The sequence below is a fragment of the Peribacillus sp. NPDC097264 genome (genome assembly GCF_050277925.1).
GTDB lineage: Bacteria > Bacillota > Bacilli > Bacillales > DSM-1321 > Peribacillus.
Window position 1 is genome coordinate 161558 of the sequence record NZ_JBNNSR010000009.1, and the last position, 21544, is coordinate 183101.

Sequence of the window (21544 nt, forward strand, 5' to 3'; positions counted from 1 at the left end):
TTCATATATTTGAACAAAAGGGGATGGGAAATTTACACGATCAAACAAAGGGGTATAAGTTTAGATGTGATTCACTTCATTTAGTACTATAACAGATTTCCCATCATTTCATCAACTGATTTGTGTATAAGTTCACAATATGTTCACTTTTTCTTTTATGAATTCGGAAGAAATAGCTTCTTCCTCCATTTAAATACAAGAAAACCGGTGAATTGGGGAATTCACCGGTTTTCTGTATATTTATACGAACAAAGGGGATGGAGAAATTTCACGATCAAACAAAGGGGTATAAGTTTGGTGTGATTACTTCATGTTAGTAATATAACAGATAGCTAGACCATATTTCAATCACTTTGTGCATAAATTCACATTTTGTTCACTTTTTTTCCGTTGGTCTTTCATCCACCATTTTCCAAATTACCGGATGAAGTCATCCAACAACAAGAAAACCCGGTAAATTGGGGAATTTACCGGGTTTTCTTATCTATTAATACGAACAATAGGGGATGGGAGAAATCTTCACGATCAAACAAAGGGGTATAAGTTTAGATGTGAATTACTTCATGTCAGTAATATACCAGGTGAGCGACCCACTTTCAACTACTTTGTGTCTTATTTCACAAATTGTTCACAAGTGAATAATTCAAATTTTTCGAGAATGAATCTCGCTTCATTCTATAGTCAAGTTCATTTTCTTTTATTTTTCCTTACTCACTTTTCTAGAGTTTGATAAATAGATAAAAGCCCGGCAAATCGCGAAATTTGCCGGGCTTTTATCTATTTATACGAATAAGGGGATGGGAGAAATTTCACGAATCAACAAAGGGGTATAAGTTGGATGTGATAACTTCTATATCTGTACTATATCAGATTTCATCTAAACAGTGCAAGTAGATTGTGTTTCATTTCACATTATTGTCATATTCTCCGAATAACCTCTTTCTTCAAAACATATTATTTAAAGAAAGTGTACCGACATCTTTCCATTCCATTTAGCGGAGGTGCTAGTTTTGAGAAGTACGATTTTACTTATCCTCCTGATCAGCTCCTTATTCATCCAACTACTTGGAATCATGCAGCTCATTCCTTTGTATGTCACTTCCCCCATCTTGTTTTTTGTTTTTTTCATTATTCTTCATAGCTTCAATCAGAGAAATCGATTTAAAGGTCTATAGCAACATACATAAAAGAGCCAACCGACTTTTTCTGTAGGCGGTTGGCTCTTTTGCCATTTATTTTGTTAAAAGCTGTTCCAATTCATTTAACTTTTCTTCGAATACGTTTAACGCTTCTTGTACAGGTTCAGCCTTCGTCATGTCGACGCCCGCCTTTTTTAATACCTCAATCGGATAATCTGAACTTCCTGATTTCAAGAATTCCAAATATCGTTTGACAGCTGGTTCTCCTTCTGTGAGAATCTGTTTACTTAGAGCAGTAGCTGCACTAATTCCTGTCGCATATTGATAAACATAGTAATTATAGTAGAAGTGTGGAATACGTGCCCATTCAAGACCGATTTCCTCATCAATTACTACATTCTCTCCAAAATATTTCTTGTTAAGTTCATAATATTCCTTCGTCAACATATCAGCGGTTAACGCTTCCCCATTCTGTGCCTTTTTATGGATGGTATGTTCGAACTCGGCAAACATCGTTTGACGGAACAGTGTACCACGGAAGCCTTCTAAGTAATGATTCAATAAATAAATACGTTTCTTTTCATCATCTATCGTATTCAGCAAGTAATCGTTCAACAGGTTTTCGTTACAAGTAGAAGCAACCTCCGCTACAAAAATCGAATAATTCCCATAAGGATACGGTTGGTGTTTACGAGTATAGTAGCTATGGACCGAATGACCAAATTCATGAACAAGGGTGAATAGGTTATTCACGTTATTCTGCCAATTCATTAAAATATACGGATTGGTTCCATATGTTCCAGAGGAATAGGCCCCGCTTCTTTTCCCTACATTCTCTTGTACATCCACCCAGCGATTCTCAAACCCTTCCTTTAAGACATTTATATAGTCTTCTCCAAGTGGGGCAAGTCCTTTAAGTACATATTCCTTCGCCTCATCATACGTCACTTCCATCTTCACTTCTTTTACGAGCGGAGCGAATAAATCATACATATGAAGCTCGTCTAACTCGAGAACCTTTTTGCGTAAGTCGAGATAACGATGTAACAATGGCAAATTGTCATTGACCGTTTGAATGAGGTTATCGTATACACTTTCTGGAATATTATTATTGCTTAATGCCGCCTGGCGCGCGGATTCATATTTACGTACTGTTGCGTTGAAGTTATGATTCTTCACTTCACCTGATAAGGTAGAAGCAAATGTATTACGGAACTCTCCATACTTGCTGTATATGCCTTTAAATGCGTCTTGACGGACACGGCGGTCTTCGCTCTCAAGGAAACGAATATACCTTCCGTGAGTGATTTCCACTTCATTGCCCTCTTCATCTTTAATAACGGGGAACTTCAAATCCGCATTATTCAACATGCTGAAGATATTGCCGGAATTATCGAGTACTTCGGAGGCCTGAGCCAGTAATGACTCCTGTTCTGCATTTAAAATATGCGGTCTCTGTAGGTTGATTTCCTCCAAAGAATGTTTATATAACTTTAGTTCTTCTTTTTCCTCCAAAAATTCCTGGACTTTGTTTTCATCAATGCTTAACAGTTCTGGAACGATATATGAGAAGGCTGCGGCAGCCTGAGCATACAGAGCCTTCGCCCTGTCTTCCATTCCTTGATAAAAGGGATTCGTTGTATCCTGGTCGTTGCGCATATGTGAATACGCATACACTTTACCCATCTTTTCAAATACTTCATCTTGGAATTGCAGTGCCGCAAATAGCTTTTCAGCGCTTTCACCCAATGTTCCTTTATATGCTTCCGCTTTCAACAGCTGTTCTTTTACATCTTTGAAGGCTGCTTCCCAATCTTCCTCCGTCGCATATATATCCTCAAGTCTCCATGTATCTTCAGCCGGAATCTCACTTCTTGAAGGTAATGTGTTCACTTTAGTTTCCTGTGTCATAATAAATTCCTCTCCATTCTAATAAAACTTACCCTTATCTTTACCAGGGCATGTACAACTTATTTACTTCCTGAACCATTTGCATTTCCCATGCAAAACGATACTTCTCTTACTCCATACTATTCTGCGTTCACCATCATAATCCTGCTACAACCCAGTCAAAAGGAATAGAGTGGTTATAACCCATTATAATGGATATATGCCTTTTCTATCATAATCTTGCTCTGTTGATAGAAAATTCTTTCTAAAGCCTCACTTTGATCACTTGTAATCGGCACAGTAAACGGAGTGGTAACCGTAAAGATTCCTTCTTTCCACTCTTTTAAATATCCCAGCTTTTCTAATAACTGAACATATTTTCTTACAGGGTTTCCCATATCTTTCTCCTTGATAAGTGGTAAAGGGCGCTGCTTGATATTCCCCAGCTTGATTCGCTTTTTAAAATGACCGAGCACTTCATTCATTTCAATTTTTTCCCCGATTTTTTTCTTTTGAAACACATCCATGTATAGCCAAGCTTGCCATTCGATTGCCGGTGTCTCGATTAGGTGCATGCCTTGAATTGGAACACCGATTTCTATGGGAATCGTTGCAGGAGAAAGGTGATGGGTATAGAGGTCATAAAAGAATGGATCACTCCTTTTTGCTGTTCTTACCCGGTGGAGGCACCAGCTTTTCCGTTTCTTTCTCCAAGCCATCAAAAAAGGAAAGGCATCACAATATCGAGGTGTCATTTGATTGGGGGATAGAAGGTTTAAAGGTGCTGTGGTCAGTTCTGCCAAAACGCTTCTTTTTGAGAAAGGGGTCATGTTTTTCAATGCGGATAGTTGATGAGATTCAGGACAATACATCCACAGAAATGGATGCTGATAGGTACCACTGACAAATAGCCACTGAAAGGTAGATAGGCTGAATTCATATTTACTCTTTCGTTTCAATTGCTTGGCGCCCATGATCCAAATGGGTATGATTTTCACACTTTGATAGGCTCTAGTCCTTTCATGGAAGTCAGCCTCGGAAATGACGGAGCACTGGAATTCTATCGCGTAGCGCTGATCATCGATTGTCAGCAATATATCCGTCCTTCTCTTGATTGCGGGAATATAGGCTTCTAACTTCGCATGAAACTTATGTGATACCAACCATTGATACAGGTTTCTTTTTCCCATTAAATGATAAGTGGATTCAGGTTCCGATGAAGCATGGCACGAAGTATTATTCTTGTGGGCAAAATGAGGGATTTTTATCATTCCGGCTTTGATCATCACTTCTGTTTTACAGCAAGGACAGAAATAACCTTTTGATGCCTTCATTGCCAGGAGCTGGTTTCCCGTCAGTTTTTCAGGAAGGGTGATCCATGTCCCATCCTCTTTCATTGCGCTAAGCATATTTCTCCTCCCCTCCTACTATATCCATTCTCCCTTGGCCTGGAAAATTCCTTTAAAATAAAAAAAATGCCGTGATGGCATAAATGAATCATCATAGAAGCGGTGACAATAGTCTGCAAGTGGATTCCAATACTTTCAGACCTAAGTTGCGATTGGAAAATACTTTCAACTGTATCTCCTGTGATACCTTTAGATCCTTCAAATAATCATCTACTAGAGTCTGTGTACTCTCTGTACGGTAAAGGAAGGCATTGACTTCAAAATTCAAATGAAAGCTCCTCATATCGATATTAGCGCTGCCAATTGAAGCCAATTCGTTATCCACTATGACAATCTTGCTATGCATGAAGCCCTCATTATATTGAAATATCCTGACCCCTGCTTCCAAGAGCTCAGAAAAGTACGTCCTTGAAGCATGGAATACAATCCACTTATCTGGGTTCCTCGGGACCAGTATTCGCACATCCAATCCACTCAGGCCCGCCACCTTCAATGCCTGAAAAATATCCTCATCAGGGACGAAATAGGGAGATGCAATCCAGATGGACTTTTCCGCCGAATTTATCATGGTGAAAAAAAGGTTCTTAATAACCGTCCATTCACAATCAGGACCACCGGCTATCATTTGTACGCCACCAAGGTCCTGCAAAACTGGCTGACTTGTACCAATATAGGCATCCGACAAATAGCTTTGGTTTGTACTATAGTACCAATCCTGTGAAAAGATGAGCTGTAGCGTTCGGACCGCTTCACCTTCTACCAAAAGGTGAGTATCACGCCAAGACCCGTAATTCGCATTAAGCCCCAAATATTCATCGCCAATATTAAGGCCACCGATAAAACCAATGGTCCCATCGACAATAATCATTTTTCGATGATTCCGAAAATTGAATGTACTATTTATGAAAGGAAGATGGATGGGTCCAAAGGGAACAATCTCTACGCCTGAATCCCTCAATTCATCAATATAAGGGCGGGCCAGGGACCAACATCCCACCGCATCATATAAAAAGCGTACCCGCACCCCTTCTTTTGCCTTTTGGATCAAGATATCCTTCAAAGTGCCACCACTGTCATCATCCCGTACAATATAATATTCCAAATGAATATGGTGTTTAGCTTTCCTCAGTTGCTTCAGGATACTAGCATACGTCTCTTTTCCATTTGTTAGTATTCGGGTTTTCGATGCAAACGAAATGGAACTGTTTCCAAGCTTTTCAGCGAGGGAAAATAACCTTCGATGACGCAACTTCACTCCCCGTTTTTCCCAGGTATCTACTTCCGTGCCGCGTTTAAGGAACTCATGCTTATCCAAAAAATACTTCCTACGAAACTTTCTCTCTTTTCGAAAATTCCCGCCAAACAACAAATAAAAGATGAACCCGATAACAGGAAAAGCCCCAAATGCAATGATCCATGTGATCGTTTGAATGGGATGACGATTTTCGATGAAAATATTAAATCCAATGATTACCAACGAAAGGGCCAACAACAGACTTAGATACCCCCTAACCCCCACTTCTTCCAGTAGGAGATACCATGGGCTACCTAACATGAGTACAAGTACTAGTAAACTTAAACCAACCTTCCCGTTCATTTATGACTACCTCCAATTACAAAACGCAGGTGCACGTAAAAGCTTCTGTTGAGGTGCATGACTTATCAAGGGTAAAAAAAACCGATTTCTAAGAAATCGGCCTAAAAATATTATGCGAAATATTTATCTACTGTGGAGAGTACATCATTTTCTATGACTACTTTTCCGTATTCTTCAAGCATGTGTACCGTTATTGGGGATTCCTCGCTGTATTCCAACAATAGACTTAAGACATTATCAATTTCTTCCTCGTCAATTTCAGCTTCGGAAAATTCAATATATAGATAATATTTATTTTGATAAGCATAAAGCTTCGTTGTCCAGGTATCCAAACCAGAACGCTTGCTTAAAGAAATGACATCTTCAAAATCCTCGAATATTGTAATGAATTCAATCATCCCATCTTCAAATGTCATGGTGCTCTCTTCATCTTTACCTTCAAAGTGTTGATCAAGAAGCGTATCTACTTTGTCTGTTACACTTAACTCTTTTAACTTATCATCCGATAGAGGCAACTCAAGTTTCTGACCATCTTTGGCAAGTTGGGCTTTTGTGACCAAGACTTCCAAGCCTTTTTCCAATGCTTGAACTTGAATCCATAACGGACCTTCAATCATGAATTCCTCTTCCTGATGCACTTCATCCATCATTTCCCAAAAAAGTTCTTCACTTCTCTCACGGCTATACCAAATTTCTTCCCGGTCGAAGCCTCTTTCCTCGATATCTATATAGGATATATAAAATTTTACTGTATCATCATTAATACGTTCGATTTCCATGATTCCCCTCTCCCTTCCTTTCTCATTTTGAAGGGATAATAACCCCCAAGCGAAAATTGCTCTTAAAAGCTCTTTACCCAAAAGTTCATACTATAAATCATGCTACGTTAAAACAGACTATTTTACCTCATTTTATGACAAAACCTTGAAGAAGGGAAATAAAAAACATCAATATCATAAAAACAATTGTTTGCCTAATATTCCATTCATTTTATAAAAAAAATCGTTCATATGCAACTTTCACGAAGACAGTGCCTTATTTCATTCATATTCTATATTGTATACAGTTAATGGTTAATTACATGCTTTATTTATCCAATCCCGCCCTGACCATTGTCATAAAAGCCTTGTGGCCTGAGAAAAAGATATATGTATAAACAAAAAGCTCTGCACTATTCTCAGCAGAGCTTGGAAAACACTTATTCATTAATTTACCATACGTTGTGCTTCTAATAATTGGAACGTACGTACTTTCCGTGGTAAGAAACGACGAATCTCATCTTCGTTATACCCAACTTGAAGGCGCTTCTCATCAAGAATAATCGGACGTCTTAGCAAACCAGGGTTTTCTTTAATCAATTTATATAACTCTTGTAGAGGCAAGCTCTCTAAGTTAACATTTAACTTTTGAAACGTTTTTGATCTGGTTGAGATGATTTCATCCGTACCATCTTCCGTCATACGTAGAATTTCTTTGATTTCCTCTATTGAAAGAGGTTCAGAGAAAATATTTCTTTCTGTATAACCAATCTCATGTTCCTCTAACCATGCTTTTGCTTTTCTGCATGACGTACAACTTGGGGATGTATATAATGTTACCATGTTTACCCACACTCCCTAAATATAGAATCGGTGATCTATGAGGGGAAATCTATTATCATTCACAACTACGATTCTAATTTGAAATAATTTTAAATAAGCATTTCTTTTAATTAATTATACACTAATTCATTTAAAATGAATACCCTTTTTCAAAATTGAAACTATCCTTTATAACTTCCTATTTCATCTGTACTATAGGCACTTCGTTTTTTTATGTAATACATTACAACGCTATTTTCTAATTGAAAATACGCACCTATTATTCTCATTTAAGTAGCAAATTGCCCCTCATTTTCCCTTTATTCTTTTCATTTGCTCATTACTTTTTATTTACCCCCTTTTTTTAGCTATAAACTAGTGATTATCATTTATAATTTCTTTAAGTATCCTTTAATTCCTTCTTCCTTCTTAAAAACCCTCCTTTTGACTGCTTAAATCAATTAAATTAAATGCATGCTCCATACAAATGATCATTTACAGGGACGGAAAATAAATATGCATTCCGCACCACGAGATAAAAGAGCCGACGAATTTAGTCGGCTCCTGTGTCATTTCATATCTTTTTAAACCCTATCACTTCCCACTTCTGTTTCTATATTCAATACTTCGTCTACTGATTGATACGATTTTCCATATAGATGCTTATCTTTATGCGTGTGAATTTCAGAGTAAATCTTTTTCATATAATTGAATACATCTTCTTCTTTAACAGCATCATGTGCCGGCCAATAAAGGATTTCCATCGGCGTATCTTCTTCAGTAGCCAACGATTTTCTATTATAGGCGATAGAAGAAGCATGTAAAAAGCCTTCTCTTTGATAAAATCTTAATCGTTTTGACGTGTCCACGTCATTTTCCTGCACTGGCTCGACTTCAAGGAAAATGGTCTTTTGTTTTTCTTGCAATTGATGAATCAATTTCTTTCCAAGGCCTTGACCCCGGGCATTTTTGCCGACGAATAAATAATCGACGAAAATAAATTCCTTACCTTCCACATATAGTAGAACATGGTCAGGCCCTTCATCCTTTTTATAGATGTCTTGTTTATCCTTCAATAAAATTTCTATATGTTCTTTTGACTTCATTTCTTCAATTGGAAAATATTGATTTAGTTTATCATACCAATTCACGATTTCATCTCCTCTTCAAATTTTATCTTTCCACGCTTTTGCTTATCGTTTACAATAGACTGTAAATAAATTGAAATTCTCAAGGGGGTATCCATGCTTACTTACCTTATAGACTTAATTTTAGTTGCTGTCTGCGTAATTGGGATCACAGCCATAAATGGTGTCCTGACGAATGCCATTGGGGAAAAGTGGTTTGGTGGTAAAAATCATTCCCACATTTTCAATCAATCAAAACGAATTCAGTCGGGATGGAATCAAGTCGGCGGGAAGAAACATAAGCGATGATTCTTCGGGAGTCCAGATGACCGATTGTGTACATATCGGTCATCTGATGGTTTATGGGGTGTAGTCTACCCCTTTTGTATAGCGGTTTGCAGCATTCCATAATAGATATTCATCAATTCCGTTATCATTTAACGCTTTAATTTGGGCTTCCACTTGTTCCTTACCATACTTTTGATAATTCCCCTCACCCAAGTATGAAGCAGTGAAGTCCTGAATCCACGGTCTAGAGGTAGGCGGCGTTTCTAGTTCCTTCAATTTCTTGTTCTCCAATTTTGCATATTCCCGAACAAGTTCATACGGTTTTAAATCCGGCTTTTCGATCCCGAAATAGGATGTCCAGTGACTTGGATAAATCATCGAAGAGATGACATCTACATTTTCAGAGATCTTGGAGAAATTTTGCCCAATACCAGGAGCTTCAGGTAATGTAGCGGCATAGCCGAAAATATCGACTGATACTTCCACACCATATGGCTCTAATTGTTTTTTTGCGTAGGCCACAAAGTCGGTTACGGCCTGTACCCGTTTTTCAGTATGGGTCTTATTGCCTTTTTCATACTCTCCCATATCATATTTTAAGTCATCCTCTTTATTCTCGAACCCTTCAGGAAAACGGACATAGTCGAATTGAATTTCTTTGAATCCCATCTTCGCAGCTTCTATGGCAATCCCCACGTTATAATCCCATACCTCTTTCAGGAATGGATTCACGAAAGATTCACCACGTCCATTCTTCCAGACCTTATCGCCATCTTTAAACGACCATTGTGGTTTTTCCTTTGCAAGAAGGGTATCCTTGAAAACGACGACACGGGCAATCGGATAAATCTTTTTATCCTCAAGTTTTTTTAACATGTCCACCGGTTTCCTTATGTAATCCTTTCCAATATTCGAATAAGGGGAATCCTTGTCTTCCGGTTTATAGGTAACATTCCCTCTGTCATCCTTAATATCAATGACCATTGCATTCAAATCGGTTTCGTCCACATATTGTATGAGTTCATTTAACTTATTTCCACCAGCTACATGCCCTGTAACATAAAGCCCTCGTACTGCATCAGGATAATCAAACTTCAATCCAGAATCATATACGAATCTAGGGGCCAACTTTGGTAGTTCTTTCTGCTCAAGCGCCACAGTTCTTGCTTGTTCCAAATCCTCAGCATGGACCGGTTGCTGAACCAAAAACAAACACATTCCTGCCACTATACATTTACTTAACGATTTCACATCTTCACCTCATTCGCCCTTCAAATCTACAACAGACTCTTTTGTTTAATACCACAACAGCAAAACTTTATTCCTATAAAATAAACTTTTTTTAAAAAAATGGTGTGTAACAATCTCCTATATCATTATCCTACCCTAAAATCGATTCCCCATTGATGGTTAAAAATCAATAAGTTACGAATCCTTCTTTTTTTACCCCATCGTATATATTAGTTGTAATAAGGGCATGCTGTTTGGATTACATTTCTTAAGAATAAATGCTAAAATACAGGTATAGTGGAAAATTCGTATCTCTAGGTAGACATTCCCTGGCGAGTACTGCCTTGCAAGACATAAATGAGCTCTCTTACACTTGCTGTACAGGAAGTGGATTACTTCCCTATTTATCCTTACAATAATGAAGAGCGAATATCCAATTAGTTAATTAAACGTATTTAGAGGAGTGACTAGCAGTTGAAAAGGATTTTCTCTGGCATTCAGCCATCTGGTTCTGTTACATTAGGAAATTATATCGGAGCAATGAAGCAATTTGTTAACTTACAGGATGAATATGACTGTTTCTTTTGTATCGTTGACCAACATGCAATTACAGTTCCGCAGGATCGACTTAAATTAAGAAAAAACATTAAAACACTCGCTGCCTTATATTTGGCAATCGGCATTGACCCTGAAAAGAATACGATCTTCATTCAATCAGAGGTTCCCGCGCATGCCCAGGCAGGCTGGATTTTGCAAAGCATCGCTTATATTGGCGAACTTGAGAGAATGACCCAATTTAAAGATAAATCAGCCGGCAAGGAAGGCGTTTCTTCTGCACTTCTTACCTACCCGCCACTGATGGCTGCAGATATTCTCCTGTACAATACAGATGTTGTTCCTGTTGGGGAAGATCAAAGACAACACTTGGAATTAACGCGAGATTTAGCTGAGCGATTCAATAATAGGTACAACGATATCTTTAAAATACCAGAAATCAGCCTTCCAAAGGCAGGAGCGCGAATAATGTCGCTTCAAGAACCGACTAAGAAAATGAGTAAATCCGACCCTAATAAAAAAGCTACGATTGCTCTACTTGACGATCCTAAACAAATCGAGAAAAACATTAAGAGTGCAGTAACTGATTCTGAAGGCATCGTTCGTTATGATAAAGAAAATAAAGCGGGCGTATCGAACTTAATGTCCATCTACTCCATCTTCAGTGGAAAAACATACGCTGAAATTGAAGAGATGTATGCAGGAAAAGGATATGGCGACTTTAAAGGTGATTTAGCTCAAGTGGTACTAGGAGAGATTCTACCCATTCAAGAGCGTTACTATAGCTTGATCGATTCCCCTGAACTTGATGAAATTTTAGATCGTGGGGCAGAGAAGGCAAATATCGAAGCCAATAAGATGATTAGAAAAATGTACAACGGCATGGGACTTGGAAGAAAAAGATAATGGAAAAAGACGATCCGCAACGGATCGTCTTTTTTTGTGAACCTATAATATGGATGGACTATCGCCGGCTTCTACTTGCCAAAGTTTTTCGAAAAAGGGTTGCCCTTTCACTAAATTTTCACATAGCTGAAGGTGTTTTTCAGACCAACCTGTTTTCATTTCCTCATATAACTCAAGCCACGCTATCTGAAAGTCCATATCCTGAATGCTCTCATATTTCTCAGGAGCCCATTCAGTATACCAGTATCGAATTTCAGCCGTATTCTTTGCTGTGAATAACTGATCCATGGCCATGAAAAGGAGCTGTTTCAATTGCCTTTCTTTTCTTGTCAATCCATTCATAAATAAGGGCGATGGAGACAGAATATGATATTCTTTCTCGCTTTCAGGATTTTCCGTAAAAGTATAATCCATCACTTCGTGATTTTCGATCATGTCATAAACAATTTGTTCCTGACGAGGAATAATTCTGCTTTTCCGGATGGGAATATGGTAGCCTATTGTATCCACAGCAAGTATTCCATGTCCATCGGTCACGACAAAACAGTAGTCAAGCTGAATGCGTTCATGATTTTTCCTTGCATATGCTTTTTGGTAGACATCGTTCAGTAATGCCTTCGGTAATTCAGATAGGTCATTTTCTATGTAGTGAAACAAAGTTGTTGAAACTTTCATCAGAGGAACTTGATCTAGCAGTTCAATGCCATCATCCTTCCTCCATTCATGAAAATGACAAATATTATAACCATTTTCCTCTCCTTCAAACCAGTTAACCCATACATCATGAAGATATAACATTATCCATCCCTCACTTAAACAAATTTCTGTTTGTCAATCAGTATAGGCAGGAACCATACAATTTATTCCTATTTCAGAAAACAGATTTTGAAATAAAACACGTATAAATTAACTCTTTTCTGTTATGAATTCTTCAGATTGGATAGCAAAGGATTTTTTGACGGAGAAATTTTTGAATTGTTTCACTAAATGAAAACCACTGCAATACCCCAACATCTCCGGATACCCTTTTTTCCCCAGAAGAAGGGCATCATGTAGCGGATCCGTGCGTTTCTTGTTCAGGTTTTCTACTAGATAGCTGTCCCAAAAATGCTGGAGCTTTTCTTCTGAATATAATTGTGTCCATTTTGCCAGGTATTTCGTTCCTAAATACTTACCGACTGTCCTCTCGGCGAGTCCTTCCATGATCATTGTATCGAGTAGGGTATAGTTTTCTTCCGCCTTTTTTAAATGGTGCAAACGGCAGACGTGATGGTATTCGTGAATCAGCACTGCTTCCATCTCTTTTTCGGTTATATCGATATCGTAAAAAAGAAATAATTTATCTTTAAAGGCCAATCCTGATTTACTCTCATTCGGTTGCTTCCTTCCAGAGGCTACGAGAGGAAAGATATAAATGGGGATATCGGGTCCCCCCCATAATTTCTTATAAGTTGTAAATAAACTTTGTGTTTTGACCCATACATTTTTTTGTTTCAGTTCATCGAAGGTTTTTTTCGTTTTTGGATTGGGCAGGTACATTCCATGGTTTTGTAAATGGCGGTAGATCATGTCTTCTTTAACCTGTTCATAGAATTCCCCTTTCAACTTTTCCATCATCTTAACCGGATGGTCAAAATCCTTTTCCATCCACTCATTAGTTGAAATAACTCCCATCCGTTTCGCCCCCACTACTTCATCCTCTTTTATTGTATGTTCCAAAAATGCTTAGTGATACATCATTCCCATTACTTATTCCCAACATAAAAAGAGCAAATCCCAAGATTTGCTCTTCCTCTTCATTACTCTTGATTATTGATATTTCTTGAATAGGATAGTGGCGTTATGACCGCCAAATCCTAATGAATTACTGATAGCTGCCTTAATTTCACATTCCCTTGCTTGATTTGGCACATAGTCCAAGTCACACTCAGGATCCGGTGTTTCTATATTGATGGTAGGGGGCAAGATACTATCCCTGATTGCTTGAATCGTAAAGATGGCCTCTATACCACCTGCTGCACCCAGCATATGGCCTGTCATTGATTTGGTAGAGCTTAATGCTAGTTTAGAAGCATGCTCCCCAAATACTTCTTTGACCGCCATCGTTTCATATTTATCATTGTAAGGTGTGCTTGTACCATGGGCATTAACATATTGGATGTCTTCCGGTGTTAACCCTGCATCTTCAATCGCAATTTTCATTGCCCTTGCCCCACCTTCTCCACCAGGCGCTGGAGCCGTAATATGAAAAGCATCTCCGGTCGTTCCGTATCCAGCTATTTCAGCATAAATATACGCTCCGCGGTTTAACGCATGTTCTAACTCCTCAAGAATGATCACACCTGCTCCTTCCCCGATGACAAATCCATCACGGTTAGCATCAAATGGGCGGCTCGCCGTATTAGGATCTGGATTGGTGGATAGAGCTGTGTTCGCACAGAATCCTGCAACTGCCATTTTTGTAATCGGCGCTTCTGCACCACCAGTAATCATGGCATCGGCATCTCCACGCTGAATGGCCTTAAATGCATCACCGATGGAATTCGTTCCCGTTGCACAAGCCGTCACGGTGCAAGAGTTGATCCCTTTAGCGCCCAGTAAAATGGATACCTGGCCCGCTGCCATATCTGGTATCATCATGGGTACGAAAAATGGACTAACCCGCTTATAGCCCCTGTTCAAGAAATTTTCGTGCTGGGTTTCAAGTGTCTCAAGCCCACCGATTCCAGAACCGATCCAGACTCCTACCCGCGTTGCATTTTCATCCGTTATTTCTAATTTACTGTCATTTAAAGCCATGACTGAAGCGGCAATCGCATAATGCGTAAAACGATCCATTTTGCGTGCTTCTTTACGATTAATATATGTTTCGATATCAAAGTCCTTTATTTCTGCAGCCACTTTAGCAGGAAAATCATCAGCATTAAGACGAGTTAATGGTCCAATCCCTGATTTCCCCTCAATTATATTCTTCCATCCAGTTTCTGCATCATTTCCAACTGGAGAAATAGCTCCAATCCCTGTTACAACAACACGACGATTCGTCATTACAATGGCTCCTTCCTTTACTCAAATATTTCTTTTATTTTCATTTTCCCCATCTAAGGGCAATAGCTCCCCACGTGAGTCCTCCACCAAAACCAACCATGACGAGCAAGTCATCTTCTTTGATTCTACCTGCTTCCATTTCTTCCACAAGAGCAATTGGTATGGATGCTGATGAAGTATTCCCATATTTATGAACGGTCTTTGTCATTTTTTCAACGGGTAGGCCCAAACGTTCTCTTGAAGCCTCCATAATTCGAATATTGGCTTGATGTGGGATTAGTAAATCCACATCCTCTTTGGTCAATCCTGCTTTATCCAATACATTCAGGCTGGATTCTCCCATTTGACGGACAGCAAATTTAAATACTTCTCGTCCATTCATCGTGATGAATTCCCCATCTTGGAATAGATGCTTAGCACCAGATCCATCTGCACCTAATTCAAAAGAAAGAATTCCCCTGCCTTCTGATACAGGTCCCACGACAGCAGCCCCAGCTCCATCCCCAAAAAGGACAGCGGTATTGCGATCATCCCAGTTAGTGATCTTGGATAGTTTCTCAACCCCAACAATCAATACATGCTTGTAAGCACCTGTCTTAATAAATTGCTGCGCCGTAATCATAGCATACATGAAGCCAGCACATGCTGCACTAACATCCATTGCAGCTGCCCTCGTAGCACCCAACATTTCCTGGATCATACAAGCTATGGAAGGAAAAGGCCGATCGGGTGTAACGGTTGCGACAAGGATTAAATCTATATCCTCAGCTGAAATGCCTGCATTATCTAAAGCAGCTTTTGCTGCGCCATAAGCCATATCGGAAGTTTCTGTTTCATCATTGGCTATTCTTCTTTGTTCGATACCTGTCCGAGTACGAATCCACTCGTCCGACGTATCCATGACTTTCTCTAAGTCCGCATTTGTGACAATTTTCTCGGGTAAGTAACGACCAAGCCCTAATATACCAGCATTCATTTCAGCCAACCCCTTATATTTTAATGAGTTATTATTATCATCTATTATTACCTGGTACTAATTTTATAGAAAAATACGCTTTCTTGCAAGAGCTATCAGTTTGAAAGTCTAATTAATCTGCATCTTAAGTCGGACAAGGGCCTAATCCAAGGACGCAAGCGTGCATACATTATAGTAAAAGAAGGGAGGAATCACAATGGATATTTTTAATCGCAACAATCGAAGGAACCAGGACGATCCCTTTTCCAAAATGATGTTTGGCACGCGTAACAACGAGCCCGAAGAAGAACCTGAGAAAGAAGAGACCCAGATTGATTATATGCAGTTGATGGCAAGCGTAGAGACATTAGTGGGTTTGTACGATCAATTTAAGCCTACCATCCAGAAAGTGAACCCCATCATTTCAAAGATGCTGAAAAAAGAAGAATAAACAGAAGGCTGCCCGATTATCCGGACAGCCTTCTCTTACTTAACGTTGGGCATCTTGTTTGCCAAGGTCATAAGCTTCTTGCATCACTTTCTTAAATAAATCCATGAATGGCTCTGCCATGTCCATTGAAAATGGAATCCCGCTTGCCTCTAACTTTGCTTTTGCTTCCGGGAAGTACTTCATAGCAATCCCCATAAATTCAAGGGTTTTATCTGAACTCATTTTTTTGCCTCCTTACCATACTTGGTCATTTTGAATGCTCTATTAGTATCCTTTGATGACACTTGGAACATGATTCTACAAATGGGTATCCCATAAACCAAAAATCAGGTTCATTCTTATCATAATTCCCCAAAGTCCATTCGTAAAGCCGAAACTTGCCTGAATGAATATTCTTCATGCTATATGCCATCTTGAAAGTACAGAACAATTCCCAGTTACTAAGGTATGAGTTCCCCCTTCACTTTATGACTTTCTTGATTAATTCCACACATTGGGCACTCCTGGATAATGTTTAGTCCTTCTTATCGCGCATCCTCCACTTTGTAAGGAGGTTTAACCGTTTATTTTGCTCGATTTGCAAGGTGATGCCTTCCTCTGGACTCGTTTTATTAGGCACTTCATATACGGTTCCTTTCGTTGCCTTGATTGGAGATTGTGGGGGAAGTGAGTCGATCACCTCTTGTTTAAAAATGAGCTTGGCGCATGTATTCCAGTGGTCGTCAATGCTGCTTTTGAGGTGAAGGCATCTATCAGTGGAAGAAAGGAGCTGTTCAAGACCCTCGATGAAATCGGCTATAAAAAGCGCATCCTCCCTGTATTCTGAAGCGAGTGTAGCTTGGATAGTGGATTGCTCTAGTTGGCTGATACCCGCTTCAAATCCCATGGTTGCTGGTTGCCAAGGACCATATATCGTCGGTAAATATACTGTTTTGACTGAATCGAAGCCTTCACAAGCGTTTAATACAGTCTGAAATCCTTCCGTATCAGCATCGATTGGAAGGAGCACCACAATTTTCAGGCTATTGCCATGACCGTTTTTCTTGCATTTTTCAAGAAAAGAAACAATATCATTTATATGAAGACCCTTTAAAGCCGTTTTACCTCTTCTACTATCATAAAAAGATAATAGAATGGTGAATGGCTCGGAAACATCCAATAACCGAAGTTTATTAAATGGCAGATAAGTAAAGTTAGCGTTACGCCCTATTTCGAGCTCCTTTTCTTCTATAATATATCGATTGGTCTTTGTATCCTCCCAATCAATTCCGATTACCTCTTCCCCCTGCCCCAACAAATATTGTGTCACATGAAAACCTACAAATTGATAAGCCCCAACAACAATATATGTCCCCATAAATACAGCCTCCCCTTATGCAATGGCTCGCTTATCCGTCACCGCAAGTTTTTTCGGATGCTGTATCGTATGCAAAGTACCGCGAAAATATATCCATTCTCATAAAGACTCTTCATTTTCATGAAAAAACTTCTGGATTTGATAAGGGATTTTATACCGTTTTTCTGCTAGCAAATAGGTTAAATGCAAATGGTCTTTCCTGGTTCTCTGAATCCTCCGATAAAATGAGGCTTGTTCTTTTCGAAAACTGCCGAAAACAAGGATCACCTTCACCGGTATATGCTCCGTGAATGCCTGCACATTGGAATCCAAAATTTCTTTCTCCATATCAGCTGGATCCACCTCATATGCTGCGGCTATTTCCGATAGCCACTTTTTATAAAAGAACTTATTATCCTTTTCTTTTTCCATTTGAACCTTCAAAGATAAAATCGGGTCAATGAGGACAACCGAACGGATTTGGCTTCCCATCTCTTTCATTAGTCTCAATGCCAGCAGGGCTCCTGTCCCCTCTGCAAGAACATGGATTTTCCGATTGACTATTTCATTTTTCATAAAGAGGATATATAACTTCAACGAAAGATCAAGAGCTTTGGGGCTCCCCCAGTTCGCCCCGTAAAAATTCGAGGAAAAAAGGGTGTAACCGGTTTGTTTCAAATATTCTAATATACGTAACCTACCCGGATGCTGAAGCCAAAAGCTACTGTCCTTATCTACAAAAGAACTTCGGTCCCCAATTACCATGACGGAAAATCCACTGGGTTGTTCTGGATAATAGACGATATTCCATTGGTCTTCGATTTGAAAAGTTCTCTGTTCCATCTAAACTAACTCCTTTTAGGAATATTACTATTAGTTAATTTATGTCGAGATATCAAAAGGGTAAGGGGGGACGCCTATCTTCGAGTCTTAAATTACTTTTCTCCATTAATTTTCAGGAATCATGCCTGCTGGATTCGTGACTGATATCGCCCGTCGTTCAAAAGACATGAAAGGGCAACGATGAATTATTTATCAGTTATTATGAAAAAGCCGTTTTAACTGTATATTAATTATGGTAAGATAAAAAAGACTGTAGTGGAATGAGGTGAAATTCGATGCGTTATGCTTGGACAATTCTTTGGACATTCGTATTAGTGCATATGCTTGTATATGTTGTTTCTTCCATGATCGGAGTTTCATACGATGCTACACAGGGAACAATTTTAGGACTTATTACGGCTGTTCTAGTTTGTATCATCCCTGCTGTTATGCCTGAAGGGCCATCAAAAGACTCACATCAACATTAAGAAGCAAAAGAGGACATCCTTTTAGGATGTCCTCTTTCATATACCGTTTTCAGCTATTTTCTAAACTAACTACTTACATTTACCTCAAAACCAATCCCTCTTGGTCATAATCTATCGTCATACTTCCATGATCACCAATCGTCCCCGATATAATTTTACGGGCAATCATCGTTTCTAGATGCTTTTGGATAAAACGTTTCAATGGCCTTGCTCCGTATACTGGGTCATACCCTTGTTCAGCAATAAATTCCTTAGCGGCATCCGTCACACCAAGCGTGATATCTTGTTCAGTCAACCTTACTTGCAACTGTTGAATCATCTTTTCAACAATACCGACAATCTCTAGTTTTGTGAGTGGCTTGAACAGAACGATATCATCCACACGATTTAGAAATTCAGGACGGAAATGTCCTCTTAACTCCGTGAAGACCTGCTCTTTTATTCCTTCTTCAATGGCTCCATCTTCTCGATTGGACTGAAGCAAGAAATGTGAACCGATATTGGAAGTCATAATGATCACCGTGTTTTTACAGTTGATCGTTCTACCTTGAGAGTCCGTGATCCTGCCATCGTCTAGCATTTGCAATAAAATATTGAAGACTTCCGGGTGAGCCTTTTCGATTTCATCAAGTAACACAACCGAGTACGGATTTCGCCTAATCGCTTCCGTCAACTGACCGCCTTCCTCAAACCCTACATATCCGGGAGGCGCCCCGACCAAACGGGAAACAGAATGTTTCTCCATGTACTCAGACATATCAATCCGTATCATATGTTCATCACTATCGAATAGCGTCTCTGCCAACGCTTTGACCAATTCTGTTTTACCGACCCCTGTCGGTCCAAGGAAAATAAAGGAACCTATTGGTCTGTTTGGATCCTTGATCCCGGCTCTAGCCCGTAAAACAGCATCCGATACAAGTTCCACCGCTTCCCCTTGACCGATTACCCGTTCATGAAGAATATCCGAAAGACGAAGCAATTTATCCCTTTCGCTTTCCACTAACTTACTTACCGGAATACCCGTCCATCTAGCAACGATTGAGGCAATTTCTTCCTCGGTCACTTCTTGGCGGAGCAAACGGGATTCCTGCTTCCCATTTTCCACCTCTTCTTCCATGGCCTCCAATTCCTTTTGAAGCTGTGGAATCTTCCCATGTCGAAGTTCAGCTGCACGGTTCAGGTCATAGTCATTTTCCGCCTGTTCCAGCTCATGCTTTAACTTTTCAAGTTCTTCCCTTTGATCCTGGACTTTTTGAAGGGACGATTTCTCCATTTGCCATTTGGCCTTCATACTGGTAGCCTGATCCTGCAATTCCGAAAGTTCTTTTTGGAGTACCTCCAATCTTGCTTTGCTTTGAGCATCCTCTTCATTTTTAAGGGCGGCTTCCTCTATCTCCAACGTCATGACTTTCCGCGTAATCGAATCAAGTTCCGCTGGCATCGAGTCGATTTCCATCCGGATCATTGCACAAGCCTCATCCACAAGGTCTATTGCTTTATCCGGTAAGAAGCGTTCCGTGATATAGCGATTTGATAGAACAGCTGCTGCCACAATGGATCGATCATGTATTCTGACCCCATGATGGACCTCGAACCTTTCCTTCAGACCACGCAAAATGGAAATGGTATCTTCTACGTCTGGCTCTGGAACAAGCACTTGCTGGAAACGCCGTTCAAGAGCGGGATCCTTCTCAATATACTTACGATATTCGTCAAGTGTGGTTGCACCAATGCAATGCAATTCACCACGCGCTAACATTGGCTTCAGCATATTTCCGGCATCCATTGCCCCTTCCGTTTTACCAGCACCGACAATGGTATGCAATTCATCGATGAATAATAGGATGTTCCCATCGCTCTTTTTCACTTCATTCAGAACCGCTTTCAGTCGTTCCTCAAATTCACCGCGAAACTTAGCCCCGGCAACCAACGCACTCATATCAAGCGAAAACACCGTTTTATCTTTAAGCCCTTCCGGTACATCTTTTCGGACAATTCGTTGGGCCAGGCCTTCGACAATGGCCGTTTTACCAACACCAGGTTCCCCAATCAATACGGGGTTATTTTTTGTCTTACGTGACAAAATACGGATGACATTCCGGATCTCCGTATCACGGCCAATGACAGGATCCACATTCCCCGCCTTCACTTCAGCAACAAGATCTCTTCCATATTTTTTCAAAACTTCATATGTGTTTTCCGGATTTTGACTAGTCACTCTCTGATTCCCCCTTAACGTTTGGATAATTTGCTTCGCTTTCCCATAGTCGATCCCATAGTCCGCAAATAGCTTTCTTATGTTCGGTTTATCTTCTTTTAACAAAGCAAGCAAAATATGCTCAACTGATAGATACTCATCCTCCCAGCTCTTCATTTCCTTTTCAGCTGCCGACAGCACATTCTGAAGGGAATTCGACATATAAACTTGAGAGGTGCTTCCGCTCACTTGAGGCAACTTATTTATTTCTTTATTCAGCTCCGTATCGAAATGACTGAGCGATTGATTCGTTTCCGACAAAATTCTAATGAGTAGGCTTTCATCCTGTGTCATCAGGGCTTTTAATAGATGAAGCTCGGTAAGTTCCGGGTTTTCCCTATCCTTGGCCAGCTCCTGCCCACTTATAAATGCCTGCTGGGTTCTTTCCGTCATCATATTAAAATCCATCTTAAAACCTCCCATTCATTGTTTCCAAAAGAATGCTTATGATGTTTGACCAACT

The 21544-nt window shown here is 39.7% G+C and carries 19 protein-coding genes; 4 read left to right on the forward strand and 15 right to left on the reverse strand.

Annotated elements, in window-relative coordinates; all coding sequences use genetic code 11:
- Nucleotides 1-1232: 1232 nt before the first annotated feature.
- The 6 genes from pepF to ACQKL0_RS15850 form a co-directional block, all read right to left on the reverse strand.
- Complete coding sequence (gene pepF, locus ACQKL0_RS15825) at nucleotides 1233-3050, reverse strand: oligoendopeptidase F (protein ID WP_427688537.1); 1818 nt, start codon at nucleotides 3048-3050, stop codon at nucleotides 1233-1235.
- 176 nt (nucleotides 3051-3226) lie between these two features.
- Nucleotides 3227-4438, reverse strand: coding sequence for a competence protein CoiA (locus ACQKL0_RS15830; protein ID WP_427688539.1), 1212 nt, complete (start codon nucleotides 4436-4438; stop codon nucleotides 3227-3229).
- A 91-nt stretch (nucleotides 4439-4529) separates the two neighbouring features.
- Nucleotides 4530-6035: a cardiolipin synthase gene (gene cls / locus ACQKL0_RS15835; RefSeq protein ID WP_427688540.1), complete on the reverse strand. Its 1506-nt coding sequence runs from the start codon at nucleotides 6033-6035 to the stop codon at nucleotides 4530-4532.
- A 110-nt stretch (nucleotides 6036-6145) separates the two neighbouring features.
- Nucleotides 6146-6814 carry an adaptor protein MecA gene (gene mecA / locus ACQKL0_RS15840; RefSeq protein WP_402955874.1) on the reverse strand — a complete coding sequence of 223 codons (669 nt, stop codon included), beginning with the start codon at nucleotides 6812-6814 and terminating at the stop codon, nucleotides 6146-6148.
- Nucleotides 6815-7240: 426 nt separating this feature from the next.
- Complete coding sequence (gene spxA, locus ACQKL0_RS15845) at nucleotides 7241-7636, reverse strand: transcriptional regulator SpxA (RefSeq protein ID WP_402867793.1); 396 nt, start codon at nucleotides 7634-7636, stop codon at nucleotides 7241-7243.
- A gap of 563 nt (nucleotides 7637-8199) precedes the next feature.
- Complete coding sequence (locus ACQKL0_RS15850) at nucleotides 8200-8766, reverse strand: GNAT family N-acetyltransferase (RefSeq protein WP_427688542.1); 567 nt, start codon at nucleotides 8764-8766, stop codon at nucleotides 8200-8202.
- A gap of 93 nt (nucleotides 8767-8859) precedes the next feature.
- Here ACQKL0_RS15850 and ACQKL0_RS15855 point away from each other — a divergent pair, with 93 nt between their 5' ends.
- The gene (locus tag ACQKL0_RS15855; protein ID WP_427688544.1) at nucleotides 8860-9051 is read left to right on the forward strand and encodes a hypothetical protein; all 192 of its coding nucleotides are present in this window, start codon (nucleotides 8860-8862) and stop codon (nucleotides 9049-9051) included.
- Between the two features lie 51 nt (nucleotides 9052-9102).
- On the opposite strand, the gene ACQKL0_RS15860 is transcribed toward ACQKL0_RS15855, so the two are convergent.
- A complete protein-coding gene (locus ACQKL0_RS15860) occupies nucleotides 9103-10281 on the reverse strand; it encodes a putative glycoside hydrolase (protein ID WP_402867790.1) in 1179 nt (392 codons plus the stop codon).
- A gap of 453 nt (nucleotides 10282-10734) precedes the next feature.
- On the opposite strand from ACQKL0_RS15860, the gene trpS reads away from it, so the two are divergent.
- Nucleotides 10735-11721: a tryptophan--tRNA ligase gene (gene trpS / locus ACQKL0_RS15865; RefSeq protein WP_402867789.1), complete on the forward strand. Its 987-nt coding sequence runs from the start codon at nucleotides 10735-10737 to the stop codon at nucleotides 11719-11721.
- Between the two features lie 42 nt (nucleotides 11722-11763).
- Here the strand turns inward: trpS and ACQKL0_RS15870 are convergent, their stop codons facing one another.
- From ACQKL0_RS15870 to ACQKL0_RS15885, 4 genes are all read right to left on the reverse strand, one after another.
- Nucleotides 11764-12519 (reverse strand): YjbA family protein, encoded by a 756-nt coding sequence (locus ACQKL0_RS15870; RefSeq protein WP_427688546.1) that lies wholly within the window; start codon nucleotides 12517-12519, stop codon nucleotides 11764-11766.
- A 108-nt stretch (nucleotides 12520-12627) separates the two neighbouring features.
- On the reverse strand, nucleotides 12628-13395 hold the full coding sequence (locus ACQKL0_RS15875) for a DUF2268 domain-containing protein (protein ID WP_403123611.1): 768 nt from the start codon (nucleotides 13393-13395) through the stop codon (nucleotides 12628-12630).
- A gap of 135 nt (nucleotides 13396-13530) precedes the next feature.
- A complete protein-coding gene (fabF, locus tag ACQKL0_RS15880) occupies nucleotides 13531-14769 on the reverse strand; it encodes a beta-ketoacyl-ACP synthase II (RefSeq protein ID WP_402867786.1) in 1239 nt (412 codons plus the stop codon).
- Between the two features lie 40 nt (nucleotides 14770-14809).
- Nucleotides 14810-15745: a beta-ketoacyl-ACP synthase III gene (locus ACQKL0_RS15885; RefSeq protein ID WP_407408646.1), complete on the reverse strand. Its 936-nt coding sequence runs from the start codon at nucleotides 15743-15745 to the stop codon at nucleotides 14810-14812.
- Nucleotides 15746-15941: 196 nt separating this feature from the next.
- Between ACQKL0_RS15885 and ACQKL0_RS15890 the strand changes: the two genes are divergently transcribed.
- Nucleotides 15942-16175, forward strand: coding sequence for a hypothetical protein (locus ACQKL0_RS15890; RefSeq protein WP_402867784.1), 234 nt, complete (start codon nucleotides 15942-15944; stop codon nucleotides 16173-16175).
- 39 nt (nucleotides 16176-16214) lie between these two features.
- Here the strand turns inward: ACQKL0_RS15890 and ACQKL0_RS15895 are convergent, their stop codons facing one another.
- The 3 genes from ACQKL0_RS15895 to ACQKL0_RS15905 all read right to left on the reverse strand — a co-directional run bounded on the left by ACQKL0_RS15895 (nucleotide 16215) and on the right by ACQKL0_RS15905 (nucleotide 18354).
- Nucleotides 16215-16397, reverse strand: a complete 183-nt coding sequence (locus ACQKL0_RS15895; protein WP_402867783.1) for a ComZ family protein — start codon at nucleotides 16395-16397, stop codon at nucleotides 16215-16217.
- A 292-nt stretch (nucleotides 16398-16689) separates the two neighbouring features.
- Nucleotides 16690-17532 carry a hypothetical protein gene (locus ACQKL0_RS15900; RefSeq protein WP_427688548.1) on the reverse strand — a complete coding sequence of 281 codons (843 nt, stop codon included), beginning with the start codon at nucleotides 17530-17532 and terminating at the stop codon, nucleotides 16690-16692.
- Nucleotides 17533-17631: 99 nt separating this feature from the next.
- A complete protein-coding gene (locus ACQKL0_RS15905) occupies nucleotides 17632-18354 on the reverse strand; it encodes a hydrolase (RefSeq protein WP_402991462.1) in 723 nt (240 codons plus the stop codon).
- A gap of 275 nt (nucleotides 18355-18629) precedes the next feature.
- Here ACQKL0_RS15905 and ACQKL0_RS15910 point away from each other — a divergent pair, with 275 nt between their 5' ends.
- Nucleotides 18630-18821, forward strand: coding sequence for a YjzD family protein (locus ACQKL0_RS15910; protein ID WP_402867780.1), 192 nt, complete (start codon nucleotides 18630-18632; stop codon nucleotides 18819-18821).
- Between the two features lie 79 nt (nucleotides 18822-18900).
- Here ACQKL0_RS15910 and clpB read toward each other — a convergent pair whose 3' ends face one another.
- Complete coding sequence (gene clpB / locus ACQKL0_RS15915; RefSeq protein WP_427688550.1) at nucleotides 18901-21489, reverse strand: ATP-dependent chaperone ClpB; 2589 nt, start codon at nucleotides 21487-21489, stop codon at nucleotides 18901-18903.
- Nucleotides 21490-21544 lie beyond the last annotated feature (55 nt).